The organism is Streptomyces bicolor, assembly GCF_000719285.1.
In the GTDB taxonomy this organism is placed as follows: Bacteria; Actinomycetota; Actinomycetes; order Streptomycetales; family Streptomycetaceae; genus Streptomyces; species Streptomyces bicolor.
On the sequence record NZ_JOFS01000014.1, the window covers coordinates 70,330 to 86,620 of the forward strand.

The window sequence follows — 16,291 nt, forward strand, 5'->3', positions numbered from 1 at the left end:
AAGGAACCCGTATGACCGAGAAGACCGCACTCACCCCGAAGACCCACACCACCCCGCCCGCGAAGTTCTCGCACGGCGTGAAGAAGGGGAACATCCTCCAGGTCGCCGGCCAGGTCGGGTTCCTCCCCGCGGCCGAGGGACAGCCTCCGACGCCCGCCGGCCCCACCCTGCGCGAGCAGACCCTCCAGACCCTCGCCAACGTCAAGGCGATCCTGGAGGAGGGCGGCGCCTCGTGGGAGGACGTGATGATGATCCGCGTCTATCTGACGGACGTCGCCCACTTCGCCGAGATGAACGAGATCTACAACGCCTACTTCGAGGCGCAGAACCTCACCCAGCCGCCCGCCGCGCGCACGACGGTGTACGTCGGTCTGCCCGCGGGGCTCCTCATCGAGATCGACGCGCTGGCCGTACTCGGCTGACGCCTCCTCAACTCCCGCACTCCGTACACGGCATGGTGCCCGCTGTCCCTGGGGCGCCATGCCGCGATCCCCCCTGCCCGAAAGCCAGATGTACTTACCCCGAGGACCCCCGAATGTCCCCCTTGTCCTTCCCGCTCGCCGCATCCGCCCCCGCCGAGACCCCACCCCACACCGGCGGCCTCCTCCTCTGGATCGACGGTACGGCCGGTCTCCTGACCGTCGCCGCGATCGGTATCGCCCTCCTGCTCTTCCTGATCATCAAGGTGCGCCTGCAGCCCTTCGTGGCCCTGCTCGCGGTCTCCATAGCCGTCGGCCTGATGGCCGGCCTGTCGGTCACCGAACTCTTCGGCACGGTCCAGCGAAGCGACGCCGTGTCGACCATCGAGTCCGGAATGGGCGGCATCCTCGGCCATGTCGCGATCATCATCGGCCTGGGCACGATGCTCGGCGCGATCCTCGAAGTGAGCGGTGGCGCCGAGGTGCTGGCGTCCCGACTGCTCAATCTCTTCGGCGAGAGGAGAGCCCCCCTCGCCATGGGTCTGACCGGCCTGATCTTCGGTATCCCGGTCTTCTTCGACGTCGGCATCTTCGTCCTCGCGCCGATCGTGTACGCCGCCGCCAAGCGCTCGGGGAAGTCGATCCTCCTCTACTGTCTGCCGCTGCTCGCGGGCCTGTCGATGACGCACGCCTTCCTGCCCCCGCACCCGGGACCGGTGGCGGCGGCCGGTCTGCTCCACGTGGACCTCGGCTGGGTCATCCTCATGGGCATCGTCTGCGGCATCCCGGCGGTGCTGGCCGCGTGGGCGTTCTCGGCCTGGATCGGGCGGCGCATCTTCGTCGCCGTACCGCAGGACATGGTCGAGGCGGCGGACGAGGCGAAGCAGGCCGTCATCGACGAGCAGCGGGCGGCCGGGGTCGAGCCCCAGGAGAAGCCGGTCCCGCTCGGCACGGTCCTCGCCATCATCGGTACGCCGCTGGTGCTGATCCTGGCCGCGACGTTCTCCTCGATCGCCCTGGACCCGTCCACCACCCGCTCGGTGGTCGAGTTCTTCGGCAACCCGTTCGTGGCCCTGACGATCGCCCTGCTCCTCGCGTACTACCTGCTGGGCATCCGCCGCGGCTGGTCCCGCAAGTCCCTGGAAACGGTCTCGACGTCGTCGTTGAAGCCGGTCGGCAACATCCTCCTGGTCGTCGGCGCGGGCGGTGTCTTCGGCGCCGTCCTCAAGGGCAGCGGCGTCGCCCAGGCCCTCTCCGACACCTTCAACGACGTCGGCCTCCCGGTGATCGTCCTGTCGTACCTGATCTCCGTGGTCCTCCGGGTCGCCCAGGGCTCGGCGACGGTCGCCATCGTCACCACGGCCGGCATCGTCGCCCCCCTCCTCACCGAGGGCGACCACTCCCAGCCCTTCATCGCCCTGGTCATCATGGCCATCTCGGCCGGCTCGATCTTCGCCTCGCACGTCAACGACGGGGGCTTCTGGATCGTCGCCAAGTACTTCGGCATCAGTGAGCGGGACACGTTGAAGACGTGGACGGTGCTGGAGAGTGTGCTGTCGGTGGCCGGGTTCGTGGTGGCTGCGGTGTTGAGCGTGTTCGTCTAGGCCTTCCGCGCCGTCGACCGAACGGTCCGGCCTCACGCCCCGGACACGCCCCGGCCTCAACGCCCCGAACACGCCCCGGCCTCAACGCCCCGAATACGCCCCGGACGTGACCCGTTCGCGCCCGGGGCGTGCGGTGGAATGGAGGGGCGGGAACGGGGTTGTGAGGGCCGTGGCGGCGGTGCGATGCTGATCGTCATGCCGCCGTCTCCTCACGCGCCCGATCACGGAGCGGTCCTCGCGGAGGTGCGGAAGGTGCGGCGAGCGGGAGTCGTCAGACTGCGCGCACTCGACGTGCCGGCACTTGCCGGGGTCGCCCGTGAACTTCCGCGGGGAGACGGCGAGTCGCCAGGGGGGCCGGTGGAGAAGGTATTACGGCTCGCCGTCTCCCGCATGGGCGGCGGCACCCTGCAGACCGCCGCCGAGTACAGCCTCGGCCTCGCGCAGGGCACCCGCGACTGGCCGGCCGCCGACCGGCGCCGAAGGGCCGCCCAGGTGTACGGGGTGAGCGTCGAACGCTTCCGCAAACACCATGAGTTGATGGTCCTCGGGCAGGTCGCCGAGCAGGTAGTCCAGCTGGGCGCCGAGAGCGGTGCTCATGCGCGGCCCGCGCCGACGTCGTACGACCGCATCCCCGCCGCCCATCGCACGCTGCCCGTCCGCGTCCACCACGGGACCGTCCCCGTCACCCTGCACGTCCACTCCGTCGACCTGCTCCGCGACATCGACGTCGTCGTCTCCCCGACGAACACCTACTTCGCGCTGCCCGCGCCCTACAAGTCGTCCGTCTCCGCCACGCTGCGCCGCGCGGGCGCGCACCGCGACCCCGTCGGGGGACTCGTCGACGACAGGATCGACGACGAGCTACGGGGCTGGACCGCCCGGCACGGGGCTCCCGGCCGGGCGGCACAGCCCGGCACCGTCGCCGTCACCTCCGCCGGCGCGCTCGACGGGCAGGGCATCCGCCGCATCTACCACGTCGCCGTGGCCGTACCCCGCCCGGAGACCAACGACTACGACGTGCAGCCGGCCGACATCACCAGAGGCGTCGCCCGCGTCTTCGCGCTGCTGGCCGAGGAGACCGCTCGGCACGACCCGCCCCTGCGCTCGGTCTGCCTGCCGCTCCTCGGCGCCGGACGCGGCGGCCTCAGCCCGCTGGAGAGCTTCGCCGCGCTGTGGGCCGCGGTCGAGGCCGAACTCGCCCGCGGGGCCGACTGGGAGATCCACTTCGTCGTACGCCGACACGCCCGCGCCGATCTGCTGGAACGGCTGCTGGCCTCCAGGGAGGACTGATGGGACACGTCCCACCGCCCCAGCACTTCGACCCGGAGAGCGAGGAGCCGCTCGACGCGTACGTCGTCCTGGCCGCCGCGGCGGCGAAGTGGGGGCTCGTCGCGGGCCGGATCGAGCGGGCCACCCGCGACCGGCTGGCCGAGCTGCTGGATCTCGTACGGGCCGGGGGCCGGGATCCGGACATCCGCTTCGACGCCGCTCGCCAGGCCGCGGGGCTGTTGCGGGAGCGGGTGCCCGAGGAGTTCGGCGAGGACGCCGGGGCCAGGCTCGTCGCCACCCCGGCCGCCGACGGGCGGGTGACCGTGCAGGGGTTCGCGCCCGAGGATCTCGCCATCCTGCTCATCGACGGGCACCGGATGGTGGGGCCGGTGCTCGGCCCGGTACGCGAACGGCTGCTCGCCCAGCCCGCGCTGGACGCCGAGGAGCTGCGCCGGTGCGGCGGCGACCCCTTCGCGCCCGATCTGATCCGGCTGCGGGGGACCGGCGGACAGGTGCGGCTGCCGCGCTTCCAGTTCTCCGAGGACACCCTGCCCTGGCCCGTCGTTCTGGAGGTCAACGGCCTGCTCGCCGCCGACCGCGACCCGTGGGGCGCCGCCGACTGGTGGCTGTCCGCCAACGCCTGGCTCGGCACCAGCCCCGCACGCCTGCTCGGCACCGGCCGCGACCGCCAACTCGCCGACACCGCGCGGTTCCTGATGGAGGATGAGTAGACCGTGCCCAACTACCGGCCACCGGCCGCGCTGACCGGCACCCCCGAGAAGGTCACGCTGACCCGCGGCACCCTGCTGTACCGCGTCCACGCCTCCCGCCACCCCGCCGCCTCGTTCAACCCGAAGCCCTCGCACTGTCTGTACGGAGGGGGCCGGTTCGACGCCACCTCCTGCGACCGGTACGGCTATCTGTACGCCGGACTCGGCCCGGCCGCCGCCGTCTGCGAGACCCTGCTGCGCTCCCTGCCCTTCGACCCCACGGGCGGGCCCCGGCTGCTGCCGCACCGCGCGGTGGAGGGCCGCCGGATGACCACCCTGCGGCTCACCGCCGACCTGCGTGTCCTGCCGTTGATGAGCGCCCGCGACCTGGCCGCCGTGCACCAGGACAGCTGGCTGGTGCACGCCGAGGCCCAGGAGTACGCCTACACACGTGACTGGGCGCACTGGATCCGCCGGAACGCCGGCCCGTGGGCGCAGGGGCTGGTGTGGTCGTCCAAGCGGGAGCCGGCGGAACGGGCGGTGGTCCTGTTCGGTGACCGCGGCCTCGCCGCGGAGCTGCCCGCTGACGCGGAGGACGTCACCGACTTCGACACGGCCGAGGGTCTCGAGTGGCTCAACTCCGTCCTCGCGCCCTACTTCGTCCAACTCGCCCCCTGACACGACGGGTTGATCCCCCCGCTTCCTGGAATGCTCGCACCGTGACCGACCTGAACCCGACCGCCGAGGAAGTCCGCGCCCGGCGCGACGAACTCCTCGACACCCTCGCCGACACCGCCTCCGACGACCCCGACGCGCCCGCCCTGTGCGGGCTGGTCGGCGAGCTCAGCTACCGCCTGCTGGTGATGGAAGGCGGCGAGGAGGACCTGAGGCTGGCCGCCGAGGCGTTCGCGCTCGCCTTCCGGACACCGGGGGACGACGGGGACTGGGCGGCCTGGCGGATCTTCTACGGGCATGTCCGGGCCTTCCAGTACGACGCCGACCCGAGCCCTGAACTCCGCGAGCAGATGTGGGAGTTGCTGCGGGACGGGGTGTCCGGCCTGGACGACGGGGACGACTACCACGACCTCGTACGCGATCTGGCCCGGCAACTCCTCGCGGCCTGCGCGAAGCAGCGCTACATGGGCTGCGAGGGGCCGGCCCAGCGGCGCCTGGAACTCCTCGACGAGGCGCTGCGGCTGCACGAGGACGCCGCCGGCACCCTGGAACCCGGCAGCGAGGAGGCCGTCGACCTGATGGTGTCGCGCGGCTATCTGCACCTGGAGCGCGTCGAGCTGCGCTCCGACCCGGCGGACGCCGAGGCCGCGGCCCGCCACTACGGCGCCGCGCTGGACGCCGGCCTGCCCGGCGCCGATGTGCCGCTGCTGCGGCACAGCCTCGGCCTCGCGCTGATGGCGCACGGCCGGATGACCCAGGACCGGGAGGAACTGGAGCGGGCACGGGAGGAGTTCGGCGCCGCGCTGCTCGAGGTCCGGCGGACGACGGGTACGCCGCCCTCCTGGGCCTGGGAGGCCGAGATCCGCGCGGTCTTCGTCCGCGCCACCATCTGGGCCCACTGGAAGGACCACGCGCAGGCCGCCGCCGCCGAGGTGGAGCTCGCCGGGCTGCTCGCCGACCCGGCCGACGTCGACCGGCTGCTGCCGCTGTACCTGGACACCTTCGGCCGGCTGCTCTTCGAACGCGGCGGCGTCCGCGGTGACGGGGCCGCCCAGGACCGGGCGATCGCCCTGATCCGCAAGGCCGTCGACGAGTGGGTGCCCGAACGCGACGGCCCGGTCACCACCACCGCCCTGTTCCTCGGCGTCTTCCAGCAGAGCCGCTACCGGGACGATCCCGACCCGGGCCGCCTGCACGACGTGGCCGAGGCCGCGGGGCTGGTCCTCGCCGACGAGGCGTTCGACGACGGGATGCGTCAGCTCGCCCGGATGATGGGAGCCTGGGCCTGGATCATCCTGGAGGACACGCACGGCATCGCGCCCGAGGCGGGCGCAGGCGTCCCGGCGGGAATGAGCACCGACGACGCCCGGGAGGCCTACCTCGCCATGCTGAGGGACCTCGAGTCCGGGCGTGGCTTCCTCGACTTCAGCGACACCAGCGAGGACTTCCCCGGCATCTTCAAGTCGTTCGGCGGCGTCGGCCGGCTGGGGGAGGGCTTCGACCACGGCTACGCGCGCTTCCGTGAACTGGAGCCGGGGCGGGACCGGGCCTGGTTCGCCGTCGCCCTGCTCTCGCACAGCATGCTCCTCGACCCGCACGGCACCCACATCCCCGCCGAGCAGAAGGAGGAGCTGATCGACTGCGCCCTCTCCTACGGCGAGGACGACCCGGTCTGGCAGCGCAGGGCCCATGCCGTCGTCGCCACGGTGCGGCTGCGTGAGGAACTCGCCGGCACGGGCCGCGGCATGGACGAGGTCCTCGACCACCTCGCCCGCGCCGAGGAGGCGGCCGACCCGAACGGCGGCGACCAGCGCCTCGGGCATGGCATCGACCTGGCCCGGATCGCCGCCACCCACCACCGGGGGCAGACCGCGGGCGCCGGCGACGACATCGAGGCCGCCGCCGCCATGTGGGGGAAGCTGCGCGACAACCCCGCGCTCACCCCGCATCTGCGCAAGGTCATGGCGGCCCAGCAGTCCGCGTTCGACGCCGTGGCCGCAGCCCAGCGCGGCGACCTGGCCGCCACCGACCGGCACCTCGCCGACCTTCAGGCGGCCCACGCCACCCTCGACCCCGACGACCACTCCCGCGTCGAACTGTGGACCCACCTGGAGAACGCCCGCTCGGCCCGCGACCGTCTCGCCCGCACCCTCGGAGCACCGCCCGCGCCGCCCCTCGTCGGCCGGCCGTCCCTGTTCGAACTGCGGCGCGCCGCCAAGCAGTTGCCCCGCGACCACCGGGCCTGGGTGCTCGGCGACAACGGCATCACCCGCTGCGTGCGGGCCAGCGAGGCGCGGGACCCCCAGATGCTCGCCGAGGCCATGGAACTGCTCCAGGAGGCCTACGACCTGGTCGACGAGGGCAGCGACAGCAAGCTGCGCTACGCCCACTGCCTCGGCAGCAGCCACTGCGCGCTCGCCGAGATGCAACGCCTGCCCGCCGCCCGCACCCGCCACCTCACCCGCGGCATCGCCCTGCTGGAGACCGCGTTCGACCTGGCCGGCGGCCCCGAGCACCGCCTCTACGCCGGAGCCGGTCTCGCCCTCGGCCGCGCCTACCGCACCCGCGGCGAGCTGAGCCGCGACGACCGCGCCGCCGGCCGCCGCACCGGCCTCGACGCCCTGCGCGGCCACGCCTGGGCCGCGCTGCTGCAGTCCGGCACCGAACACGCCGCGCAGGCCGTACGGGAGGCCACCGACACGGCGTTCGAGGTCGCCGGATGGTGTCTGCGCGACGGCACCGCCGAGGAGGCCGTGCGGGCCCTGGACGCCTGCCGCGGCCTCGTCCTGCACGCCGCCACCACCTCCCGCACCGTGCCCGAACGCCTCGTCGCGGCCGGGCGCGACGACCTCGCCGAGGAGTGGCACGCCGCGGGCCTCGGCAGCGAACCGGCCGACCCGCTCGCCGCGATGCGCGCGCCCCAGAGCGTCCCCAGCAGCCTGCGCCGCCGCGTGCTGGCCGCCCTCACCGGCACCGACTCCGTCCAGGACCGCCTCCTCGACCCGCCGTCCCCCGACGAGATCGGCACGGCCCTGCGCACGCTCCGCAAGGACGCCCTCGTCTACCTGGTCCCCGTCACCGACGACACCCCCGGCACCGCTGTGGTCGTCACCTCCACGGGCGCGGTCCACTCAGTCCCGCTGCCGACCCTGAGGGCGGACGCGGCGCCGCTGCGGGAGTACGCGGCGGCAGCGGGCGGCGCGGCGGGCCGCGACATGGGGCCCGTACCCGGCTACACGTCGGCCGCCGCCGCGGGCCCGTCGCTGCGGCAGCGTCTCGACAGGCTGTGCGGCTGGGCCTGGTACGCCGGGATGCGGCCGCTGCTCGACATGTTCGCCACGCGCACCGGACGCGTGCCCCGGCTGGTGTTCATACCGATGGACACGCTCAGCCTCGTCCCTTGGCACGCCGCGTGGGGCGGCCCGGACGACGGACGCCGGTACGCGCTGCACGAGGCGGAGATCTCCTACGCCGCTTCCGCCCGCCTCCTGTGCGACGTCGCCGCCCGCCCCGCCGTCGACCACTCGGGCGCCGCCCTCGTCGTGGGCAACCCCACCGGAGACCTCCGGTACGCGGGCGAGGAGGCGGACGCGGTCCAGCGGGTCTTCTATCCGCGGGGCCGCTTCCTCGGGCGCCGGGAGACGGGGGAGGCGGACGGGACGGGGACGCCAGGGGAGGTGCTGCAGTGGCTGACGCACGGCGGTCCCGGTGCCGAAGGAGGCCCAGGGGAAGGCGTCGAGGAAGGGGCCGTACTGCATCTCGCCTGTCATGCCGCCATCGCGCGGGACGCCCGGCGCACGGCCCATCTCTCGCTGCACGGCGGTGAGTTGGCGGCCGAGGAGCTGACCGAGGCCGTCGGCGGCGCGGGGCGGGGGCGGCTCGGGCTCGTGCTGCTCGCCGCGTGCCGCAGTCATGTCTCCGGGCGCGGGTACAACGAGGCCTACAGTCTGGCCACCGCCTTCCTGGTGGCCGGAGCGCGGTCCGTCGTCGGGTCGCTGTGGCCCGTGCCGGACGACGCGACCTCGGTGCTGATGTTCCTGACCCACCACTACCTGCGCACCGAGGGCGAGCCGCCCGCGCGCGCCCTGCGCCGGGCCCAGCTGTGGATGCTGGACCCGGCCCGTGAACTCCCCGCCGACCTGCCCGAACGTCTCGCCGAGCGCGCCCGCTGCATCGACCCGGACGACCTCAGCTCCTGGGCGGGCTTCACCCATCTCGGTCAGTAGGCCGCCGGGGGCACGACGGTCCGCAGGGCGATGGTGCGGGTGCTCCAGCGCCCTGCGGTGCCGCCCGGGACGCGCCCGGCGTCACGCGAGGGGCGTGGAACGCCGTCGAACCGGAGCACCCCGTCGTCCCCCTCGCCGGGGTCGCGGCTGCCCGGCGGCGCCACCGGGTCCCAGGCCCGCAGCTGGAAGGGCAGTGTGTTCAACTCGCCCTCCGCGACGATCAGTTTCAGCCAGTCCCGGACCTCCGCGCCGGGCACGGCGGGCCGCGACTCGGGCAGGAAGAGCTGCACCGGATCGCCGTCCAGGGCGTATCCCGTCTGCCCGGGGCCGATGAAGTGGCCCGGGAACAGCGCCGGGTCCGAGGCGTAGCTCTCGGTGAGGTCGAGCAGCACACACCACAGGGGGCGCTGCGAGCGGTTGTGCAGCCGGATGGAGACCCAGGGCTCGCGCGGGCCGCCCGCGTCCTGCGGCCCGTACGCGCAGACGATCTCTCCCCTGCCGTCCGGCGTGAGCGCGGGGCCGTCGGGCGTGTGCCACGGCACGACCTCCACCCGCACCTGGTTGTCCAGCACCGACGGACGGGAGGTCAGATCCCGCAGCCGATGCCAGCGCGTGAGGTGCGTCAGGCAGTCGACGATGTGTCGCGCGCCGCCGGGGGTCATGCCGTCCTCGAACCGCAGCGGCTCGACGAACGCCGTCCCGTCCCGGCCCAGCACCTGTGCCGTGCCGTCCGCCACGACCACCCGGAAGTGCGGGTCGCCGTACTCCTGCGGGGTCTCGACGACCCGCACGAGCGGCGCGGGCCCGCCTCCGGCGCCGTACGACCCGACGGCGGCCCGCAGTTGTCCGTGCGGCCCCTCGATGCTCACCGTCGCGGGCGCCGACGCCAGCGCGGTCAGGGCCAGCGGGTAGACCCGCTCCGGGTCCGGCGTCCAGTCCACCGGGTCCACGAGCGACCGGTCGGCCCGCACCACCCGGGCCCGTACGACCGCACCCGCGTCCGGGCCGTCCCCCACGACCGCGAACCGGGTGCCCTCGGCGCCCGCGCCGTCCCGCAGCCCGTGACCGGTGCCGCAGTCCACCTCCCAGCCGTCCGGCCCGCGCCGCAGCAGATGCTCGCTCGCCGTGCCCGCCACCGCGCCCGCGAGGAACGGCAGATCGGCGGGGCCCGGCGCCTCGGGGTACAGCACCGGCTGCTGCCGCCCGCCCGAGCGCCGTACCCGGGCGTCGGCCGCCGCCAGCAGCTGCCGGTAGGTGGCGTCCGGGCCCGCCGTGCGCGCCGCGTTCAGCAGCGCGTGCGTGAACATGCCGTGCCGGCGGCCGTCGAAGAAGTCCTCGTACGACAGCTGGTCGAGCCGGCTCGCGGCCAGCAGCAGATGCCGCGCGGGCCCCTCGGGCGCCACCGCGTCCCGCACCGCCGCCCACTCGGGGCGAGGCGGCGCGAACCGGGCGGTCAGGCCCGCCGGGACCAGGTCGTCCTCGCGCGTCGCGCCCCCGGAGTAGCAGCAGTCGAGGACCGCCACCACGGTGACCCCGCGCGCCGCCACCTCGTCGAGCAGCACGCCGAGCCGTTTGTCGGGCAGCGGACCGTCCGCGCAGACCAGCGCCTGGTTCCAGCCCGTCGCCTCGATGAGCAGATCCGCGCCGGTGGCGATCCGCCGGGTGCCGTGCCCGGAGAACCAGAACAGCGCCGTGTCCCCGGACCCGGCCGACCCGAGGAACCCACGGATCCCGTCCTCGACGGCCCCGACCGTCGCCTCGCCGTCCAGCGCCGTCCGCACCTCGGCGGCGCCCCCGGTCCGTTCCGCCAGCAGCCGCCGGGCCTCGCGGATGTCGTTGACACAGCCCGTGAGCGGCGTGGCGATGTGCGACGGGTAGTCGTTGACACCCGCCATGAACGCGTAGATCGACCCCATGGCGGGAAGTCTGACACCCCGGGCGGCCCCGCGACGTGAGTGAACTGGTCGGAGCCGGGGCGGATCCTGACCCGAAACCGGTCGCGGGTGTGTCAAGCGGCCGATCCGGTCGCACTATTGACCTGACGTCACTATTCTTCACCTTTCGCGGAACGCCCCAGAACTGCGGACCGCGCTGGAACTCAAGTCGGGGGAGACATGGGCCAGTTCGAGCGGCCTCGACGCATCGTGCAGCCGGGCGGCGCCGGCACACCCTCCACCTCGTCGGACGTCCTGCGGGGCACCGGCCAGAACCTCACGACGGGCACCTCGCGCCGCGCCGTCGGCGCACCGGGCCCCGCCGCCCCGCTGCGCCGCGAGCGCCTCGCTCCGCGCCCGCGGGAACTGCGCGACGCGGTGGGCCGCCTCGACGCGGGCCTGGACGAGAACGCGCGCCGGCAGCTGGCCGAGTGGATCGGCGAGCAGTACCAGGCCAGTTACGGCGAGATCCCGCTCGGCTTCCTCGCCCGCTGCTACCTCGGCCCGCCCTACGTCGACCACCAGCTCGACCTCTTCCAGGTGATCGTCCGCCACTTCGCCCCCACCGACCAGGTGCCCGAACCGTTCGCGGGCGCCCGGATGCTGGTGCGCTCCGGCGGCTACGCCTTCGTCGAGGTCTACTCCGGGGGCCTGCTCCTGCCGGTCCTCGACGACGGGACGGTCGTCCGCCCCTGAGGCACGCCCGTCCCCGACGCCCCCACACACGCCCGTCCCTGACATCGCACGTCTGATCGGAGAAACCGCATGTCCGAGGTGGACTACGCCCTTCACCAGAAGGTGCAGCAGGTCAGCAACCTCGTGGTCCGGCTCAGTGAGCAGGTGGGCTCCGTGTCCGGCCAGGTCTCGGCCGTCGAGGCCAACCAGCAGCAGACCCGCACCGAACTGCAGGAACTGCGCGACGAATTCCTCGCCTTCGTCAAGACCGCCCAGCTCACCGCCAACGTCCAGCGCGCCGAGACCCGCGTCGGCGTGATCCAGGACCAGGTCGACCACGAGTTCGGCCACCACAAGACCGTACGACGCACCGCCGTCGGCATGCTCCAGGCCTTCGACCTGGGCCTGGTCTCCGAGGACAACGTCCGGCTCGTCGGCGACCAGCTGATGATCCAGACGCCCCGCTACTGGCTGGCGCCCGCCCTGGTGGCACTCGCCTCCTGGTCGGCCGACGACCGCACGCTGTGCGAGAAGGCCGTCGAGGAGGCCTTCCGCCGCTCGCCGGACCGCACCTCGCTGTTCTTCGCCCTCGTGCTGCGCCGCCAGGACCGCCGGGAGGCGGCGGTGCGCTGGCTGCGGCACTATCTGATCGCCCAGGACCCGGCGGCCCTCGGCCGGGAGTTCGCGGTCATCCTGGAGTCCATCGCGCAGGGCGCGTTCGGGCTCGCCGGCCGCGAACTGCTCGACAGCACGCTGGCCGGCTGGCGCGAGCAGCTCATGGACAGCGCGGACGCCCAGCAGCGGCAGATCACCCGCTGGCGCGAGGAGATCGACTCCCTCGCCCAGCCGTCCGCGGCCGCCGAGTTCCCGCGGCTGGCCCAGGTCAGCCCGCAGTGGCCGCAGCTCGACGCCGTCCTCGGACGGGCCCGCGCCCAGCAGGCGGTGCTCGACAAGTACCAGGCGATCATGGCCCGCGAGTTCCAGCCGTCCGAGCGGCTGGAGGACGCCGTCGACGACATCCTCGACCGGCTCGTGTCCGAGTACGACAACGAGGAGCTGCCGCTGCGCCGTGAACTCGCCTTCAACCACGCGGTCATCGACCACGGCGGCGATCTGGACGAGGCGCGCAGGTCGGCGGACGCGGACTCCGCCTCGTACGACGAGACGCTCGACTATCTGACCGTGCAGACCACCGCGGCGCTCAACCCGGCGGCGATCGGCACCTCGCCCGCGACCCAGCGGCTGGCCGTCGCCGCCTGCCAGGAGTGGTTCCTGCAGGCGCACGCCCAGTTCACCCGGGACTACCGGGCCGCGGTGCCGCAGGATGTGCAGGCGCGGTTCGGCACGGCGTACACGGTGGCCGCGCGGACCTTCCAACTGCCGCCGTGGACCGGCTCGTTCACCCAGTCGCTGGCCGACCTGGAGCGGTCGCTGTCCACGCACTGGGACCAGCACATGGGGCCCTTCATCGACTCCTTCGCCTTTCCGTGGGCGAAGAAGGCGACGCCGCTCGCGCTGGTCCTGTTCGGCATCCTGGTGGTCGTCGGGTCCTTCAGCTTCGGGTTCGCACTGGTGGTCGCCCTGATCACCGGCGGCGTGTGGGGGCTGATCCTGCACAACGGCGCCCAGGCAGCCCAGCGCCTCCAGCAGAACGCCCGCGGGATCCTGGCGTCGGCCAAGCAGGAGTCGCTGCACCATCTGCGGGCGGCCTCCGCCGAACTCACCGACTGGAACGCCAAGTTGCGCACCGCCGACGGCGTCGAGCCCGGCTGCCGGGAACTGATCCAGTCCCTGGCCACCGCGACGCGGGGCGGCGCCTCCCCGTTCGAGGGCCGCACCGTCAGCAAGGAGGACAACGCATCATGACCACCAACGGCCCGGACCCCGCCGCCCACGCATCGGCTCCGCCACCGCCCCGCCGACCGCCGGGCGACCCCCAGTGGGCGACACCGGCGGAGACACCCACGGGGGCGGCGCCCGGCGCGGGACCCGTCTCCGGTCAGGGCTCTGGTCCCGGTGCGGCCTCCGGTCCCGGTCAGCCGTCCGTTCCTGGCGCTGCGCCCGCCCCCGGTCAGGGCCCCGGCTCGGGCCCCGCGCCCGGCTTCGGTCCGCCGTCCACGGCCCCGTCGGCCACCGCGCCCGCACCGGCATCCGGTCCCGCTGAGCGGACTTATGCCGGGCAGCAGCCCGCGGCAGCCCCGGCGCCCGGCTCGGTCCCGGCGCCCGGTTACGCCCCTCCGGCCGGCGCCCCGGGAGGCACCGCGCCCGCATCCGCGCCCGGCCCCGGCCGGCGGGCCTACGCAGGGCAGGTGCCCGCGGCCGCCCCCGCACCCGGCGTCCCCGCACCCAGCGCCCCCGCGCCTGCCTCCCCCGCGCCCTCGCCCTGGGGTGCCGCCGGGGCGAGCGGTGCGGCCTCGCCGTGGGGGGCCACCCGCAGGTCCGCCGGGGAGCGGGTCACCAGTCGGGTGCGCAAGATCGCCGAGGGGCTGCCGGAATGGGAGCCGCTGCCGCCCGGTGAGACTGTCGTACGTCGACCCCGTGGCACGGCGTGAGCACGTACTGGGGGCATGGCGGGGCGTACGAGACCTGGGTGGAGTTCCTGCGCCGGTGGGCCGCCGAGGAACCGGTGGACCCGGGGGCGCTGCCGGCGCTCGCCGAGGAGCAGTGGCCCGGCGAGACCTGGGAGCGGCTCGGGCTGCACCTCGGGAACGCCCTCGACACCCGGCTGCGCTCCTGGGCCGACCGGTTCCTGGCGGCGATGACCGCGGCACCGGACGAGTTCTCGGCGGGCCGGGCGCTGACCCAGGCCAGGGAGGGGCTGCGGTCGGTGCGCGCGCTCGCCGGGCACGCGGGGCTGCCCGAGTCGGCCCGTACCCGGTTCACCGAACTGGTCGACGGTCAGATCAGGGACCTGCAGGACCAGATGGAACGCGCCCTGGACGGACTCGCGGCCGCGGGCGGCTCCGACCCGCGCTGGGTGGAGCGACGGCGCCGCACCCTCCGGGACAACCCCCTCACCGCCCTGCTCACGGACGCCCCGCAGACCCCGGCGGCCAGTGCCGTCCCGGACCCGTGGGCGGCCCAGCCCCCGGCAGCCGGTCCCCGCCGCCGGGTGATCACCGACTGACCCCGCATCCCCACCGCACACACGCCGTCCGCCCACGCCACCGAAGGCCCGCATGTCGAACTTCACCGAAAGCCTGGCCCACCTCGACAGCTACATCTCCGCCCGAGTGCCCGTGATCGGCATGCGGACCATCGAGCAGCAGCGTGCCCTGCGGCTGCTGCGGGAGGCGGCCACCCAGGCGCGCCGCAGCAGCATGCCGTTCTGGATCTACACCCGGGCCACCGGCCTGCGTGACCTCAGGACCAACGCCCCGGTGCACGACGACCGTTCGCTGACCGGAGCCATGGACTTCGCCGCCGCGCAGTTCAGCAGCCGCGCCAACGCCACCGTGGTGTTCGTCGACCCCGACCACCTCGAGGACGACACTCCCGTCACCCGGCACATCGCCGAACTCGCCCGGCTCGCCGACAACAACTCGGGCAGCATCGTCCTGATCACCGATGCCCCGATCTGGAGCGGTCTGCAACGGCTCGGCATGAGCCTGCACCTGGACCTGCCGGACACCGACGAGATGTACGGCACGCTCTCCGGCTTCCTCAGCGACCACCAGGGCCACATCCCCATCGAGTGGGACGAGAACGACGCCCGGCGCGCAGCCGAGTTCCTCAGCGGCGTCACCGAGGCCGAGTGCATCAACCTCATGGCCACCATCGCCGCCAAGGGTTCCATCCTCAAGAGCGACGTCCTCGGGCTCGCCCAGGCCAAGGACCGTATCTTCAGCGACCTCACGGGACTGGAGCGCGTCCACCTCAAGGAGAGCGACTACACGGTCGGCGGCCTGACCAGTCTGCGCGAGTGGCTGCGCCGCAAGCACGACATGATGCACGCCGACCTGCGCGACACGGAACTGCGGCCGCCCCGGGGCGTCCTGCTCGTGGGCGTGCCCGGCTGCGGCAAGTCGCTGTCGGCGAAGGCCATCTCCCACGAGTGGCGGCTCCCGCTCTACCGGCTCGACATGGCCAGCATCCACGGCAAGTACCTCGGCGAGTCCGAGGGCCGCTTCCGGGAGGCGCTCGCCATGGCGGACCGGGTGGCGCCCTGCATCCTGTGGATCGACGAGATCGAGAAGGGCCTCGCGGGCCGCGACGACATGTCCGGCGTCCCGCAGCGGATCATCGGCCAGTTCCTGTTCTGGCTCCAGGAGTCCCGGTCCCGGGCGTTCGTCGTGGCCACCGCCAACGACATCCGCAGCCTGCCGCCGGAGCTGCTGCGCAAGGGCCGCTTCGACGAGCTGTTCTTCGTGGACCTGCCCGACGGCGAGGACCGCAAGGAGATCATCGAGCTCTACTACCGCCGCTATCTGAAGACGGATCCCGACCGGGAGCAGGTGGACCGCCTCGTCGACCTCTCCGAGGGCTTCGCCGGGTCCGACATCGAGTCCACCCTGCACGACGCCGGCCAGGAGGCCTACCGCTGCGGCGGCGCCGACCGTCTGAAGCCGTCCTTCCTGCTCGACGCCTTCGCCAACACCGTCCCGCTCAGCCGGGTCAACCCCGAGCAGATCGAGGAGATCCGCGCCTGGGGCCGCGAGCGCGCGGTGCCGGCGGGCCGGACGGCGACCAGCACGGCAGCCGGCTCCGCGGGTCCCGCCCGCCGGATCGTCTTCATGGACGAGTGAGGCCCCGTCCCGTCCGCACCGTGAGACGGCTTCC

At 73.6% G+C, this 16,291-nt stretch carries 12 protein-coding genes; 10 read left to right on the plus strand and 2 right to left on the minus strand.

All coding sequences use genetic code 11. The features are described from left to right. The first annotated feature begins 11 nt into the window (after nt 1–11). From IF78_RS0119830 to IF78_RS0119855, 6 genes are all read left to right on the plus strand, one after another. Nucleotides 12–422, plus strand: a complete 411-nt coding sequence (locus tag IF78_RS0119830) for a RidA family protein (protein WP_031483635.1) — start codon at nt 12–14, stop codon at nt 420–422. A 113-nt stretch (nt 423–535) separates the two neighbouring features. Further along, nucleotides 536–2,023 (plus strand): GntP family permease, encoded by a 1,488-nt coding sequence (locus tag IF78_RS0119835; RefSeq protein ID WP_031483637.1) that lies wholly within the window; start codon nt 536–538, stop codon nt 2,021–2,023. 195 nt (nt 2,024–2,218) lie between these two features. Continuing rightward, entirely contained in the window at nt 2,219–3,313 is a 1,095-nt protein-coding gene (locus IF78_RS0119840; protein WP_031483639.1) for a macro domain-containing protein, read from the plus strand. Continuing rightward, nucleotides 3,313–4,023: a hypothetical protein gene (locus IF78_RS0119845; protein WP_051828025.1), complete on the plus strand. Its 711-nt coding sequence runs from the start codon at nt 3,313–3,315 to the stop codon at nt 4,021–4,023. Before IF78_RS0119840 ends, IF78_RS0119845 begins: the two co-directional genes overlap by 1 nt. A 3-nt stretch (nt 4,024–4,026) precedes the next feature. Next, nucleotides 4,027–4,680 carry an RES family NAD+ phosphorylase gene (locus IF78_RS0119850; protein ID WP_031483643.1) on the plus strand — a complete coding sequence of 218 codons (654 nt, stop codon included), beginning with the start codon at nt 4,027–4,029 and terminating at the stop codon, nt 4,678–4,680. Nucleotides 4,681–4,721: 41 nt separating this feature from the next. Then, nucleotides 4,722–8,903 (plus strand): CHAT domain-containing protein, encoded by a 4,182-nt coding sequence (locus IF78_RS0119855; RefSeq protein ID WP_031483646.1) that lies wholly within the window; start codon nt 4,722–4,724, stop codon nt 8,901–8,903. Here IF78_RS0119855 and IF78_RS0119860 read toward each other — a convergent pair. Further along, nucleotides 8,897–10,819 (minus strand): caspase family protein, encoded by a 1,923-nt coding sequence (locus IF78_RS0119860; RefSeq protein ID WP_031483648.1) that lies wholly within the window; start codon nt 10,817–10,819, stop codon nt 8,897–8,899. The two genes, IF78_RS0119855 and IF78_RS0119860, sit on opposite strands and share 7 nt — an antisense overlap. Nucleotides 10,820–11,017: 198 nt before the next feature. Here IF78_RS0119860 and IF78_RS0119865 point away from each other — a divergent pair, with 198 nt between their 5' ends. Then, nucleotides 11,018–11,533 carry a hypothetical protein gene (locus tag IF78_RS0119865; protein WP_031483649.1) on the plus strand — a complete coding sequence of 172 codons (516 nt, stop codon included), beginning with the start codon at nt 11,018–11,020 and terminating at the stop codon, nt 11,531–11,533. Nucleotides 11,534–11,602: 69 nt separating this feature from the next. Beyond that, a complete protein-coding gene (locus IF78_RS0119870; RefSeq protein ID WP_031483652.1) occupies nt 11,603–13,378 on the plus strand; it encodes a hypothetical protein in 1,776 nt (591 codons plus the stop codon). 430 nt (nt 13,379–13,808) lie between these two features. Here the strand turns inward: IF78_RS0119870 and IF78_RS48485 are convergent, their stop codons facing one another. Then, nucleotides 13,809–13,985 (minus strand): hypothetical protein, encoded by a 177-nt coding sequence (locus tag IF78_RS48485; protein WP_158751440.1) that lies wholly within the window; start codon nt 13,983–13,985, stop codon nt 13,809–13,811. A gap of 75 nt (nt 13,986–14,060) precedes the next feature. Between IF78_RS48485 and IF78_RS0119875 the strand changes: the two genes are divergently transcribed. Both IF78_RS0119875 and IF78_RS0119880 read left to right on the plus strand, forming a co-directional pair. Next, nucleotides 14,061–14,639: a hypothetical protein gene (locus tag IF78_RS0119875; protein WP_031483654.1), complete on the plus strand. Its 579-nt coding sequence runs from the start codon at nt 14,061–14,063 to the stop codon at nt 14,637–14,639. A gap of 52 nt (nt 14,640–14,691) precedes the next feature. Beyond that, complete coding sequence (locus IF78_RS0119880; RefSeq protein WP_031483657.1) at nt 14,692–16,257, plus strand: AAA family ATPase; 1,566 nt, start codon at nt 14,692–14,694, stop codon at nt 16,255–16,257. The last annotated feature ends 34 nt before the right edge of the window (nt 16,258–16,291 follow it).

Bases quoted from the DNA above. Each gene is read 5' to 3' on its own strand.
- IF78_RS0119830 (WP_031483635.1), top strand. From the start codon at position 12: ATGACCGAGAAGACCGCACTCACCCCGAAGACCCACACCACCCCGCCC.
- IF78_RS0119835 (WP_031483637.1), top strand. From the start codon at position 536: ATGTCCCCCTTGTCCTTCCCGCTCGCCGCATCCGCCCCCGCCGAGACC.
- IF78_RS0119840 (WP_031483639.1), top strand. From the start codon at position 2,219: ATGCCGCCGTCTCCTCACGCGCCCGATCACGGAGCGGTCCTCGCGGAG.
- IF78_RS0119845 (WP_051828025.1), top strand. From the start codon at position 3,313: ATGGGACACGTCCCACCGCCCCAGCACTTCGACCCGGAGAGCGAGGAG.
- IF78_RS0119860 (WP_031483648.1), bottom strand. From the start codon at position 10,819: ATGGGGTCGATCTACGCGTTCATGGCGGGTGTCAACGACTACCCGTCG.
- IF78_RS0119865 (WP_031483649.1), top strand. From the start codon at position 11,018: ATGGGCCAGTTCGAGCGGCCTCGACGCATCGTGCAGCCGGGCGGCGCC.
- IF78_RS0119870 (WP_031483652.1), top strand. From the start codon at position 11,603: ATGTCCGAGGTGGACTACGCCCTTCACCAGAAGGTGCAGCAGGTCAGC.
- IF78_RS0119880 (WP_031483657.1), top strand. From the start codon at position 14,692: ATGTCGAACTTCACCGAAAGCCTGGCCCACCTCGACAGCTACATCTCC.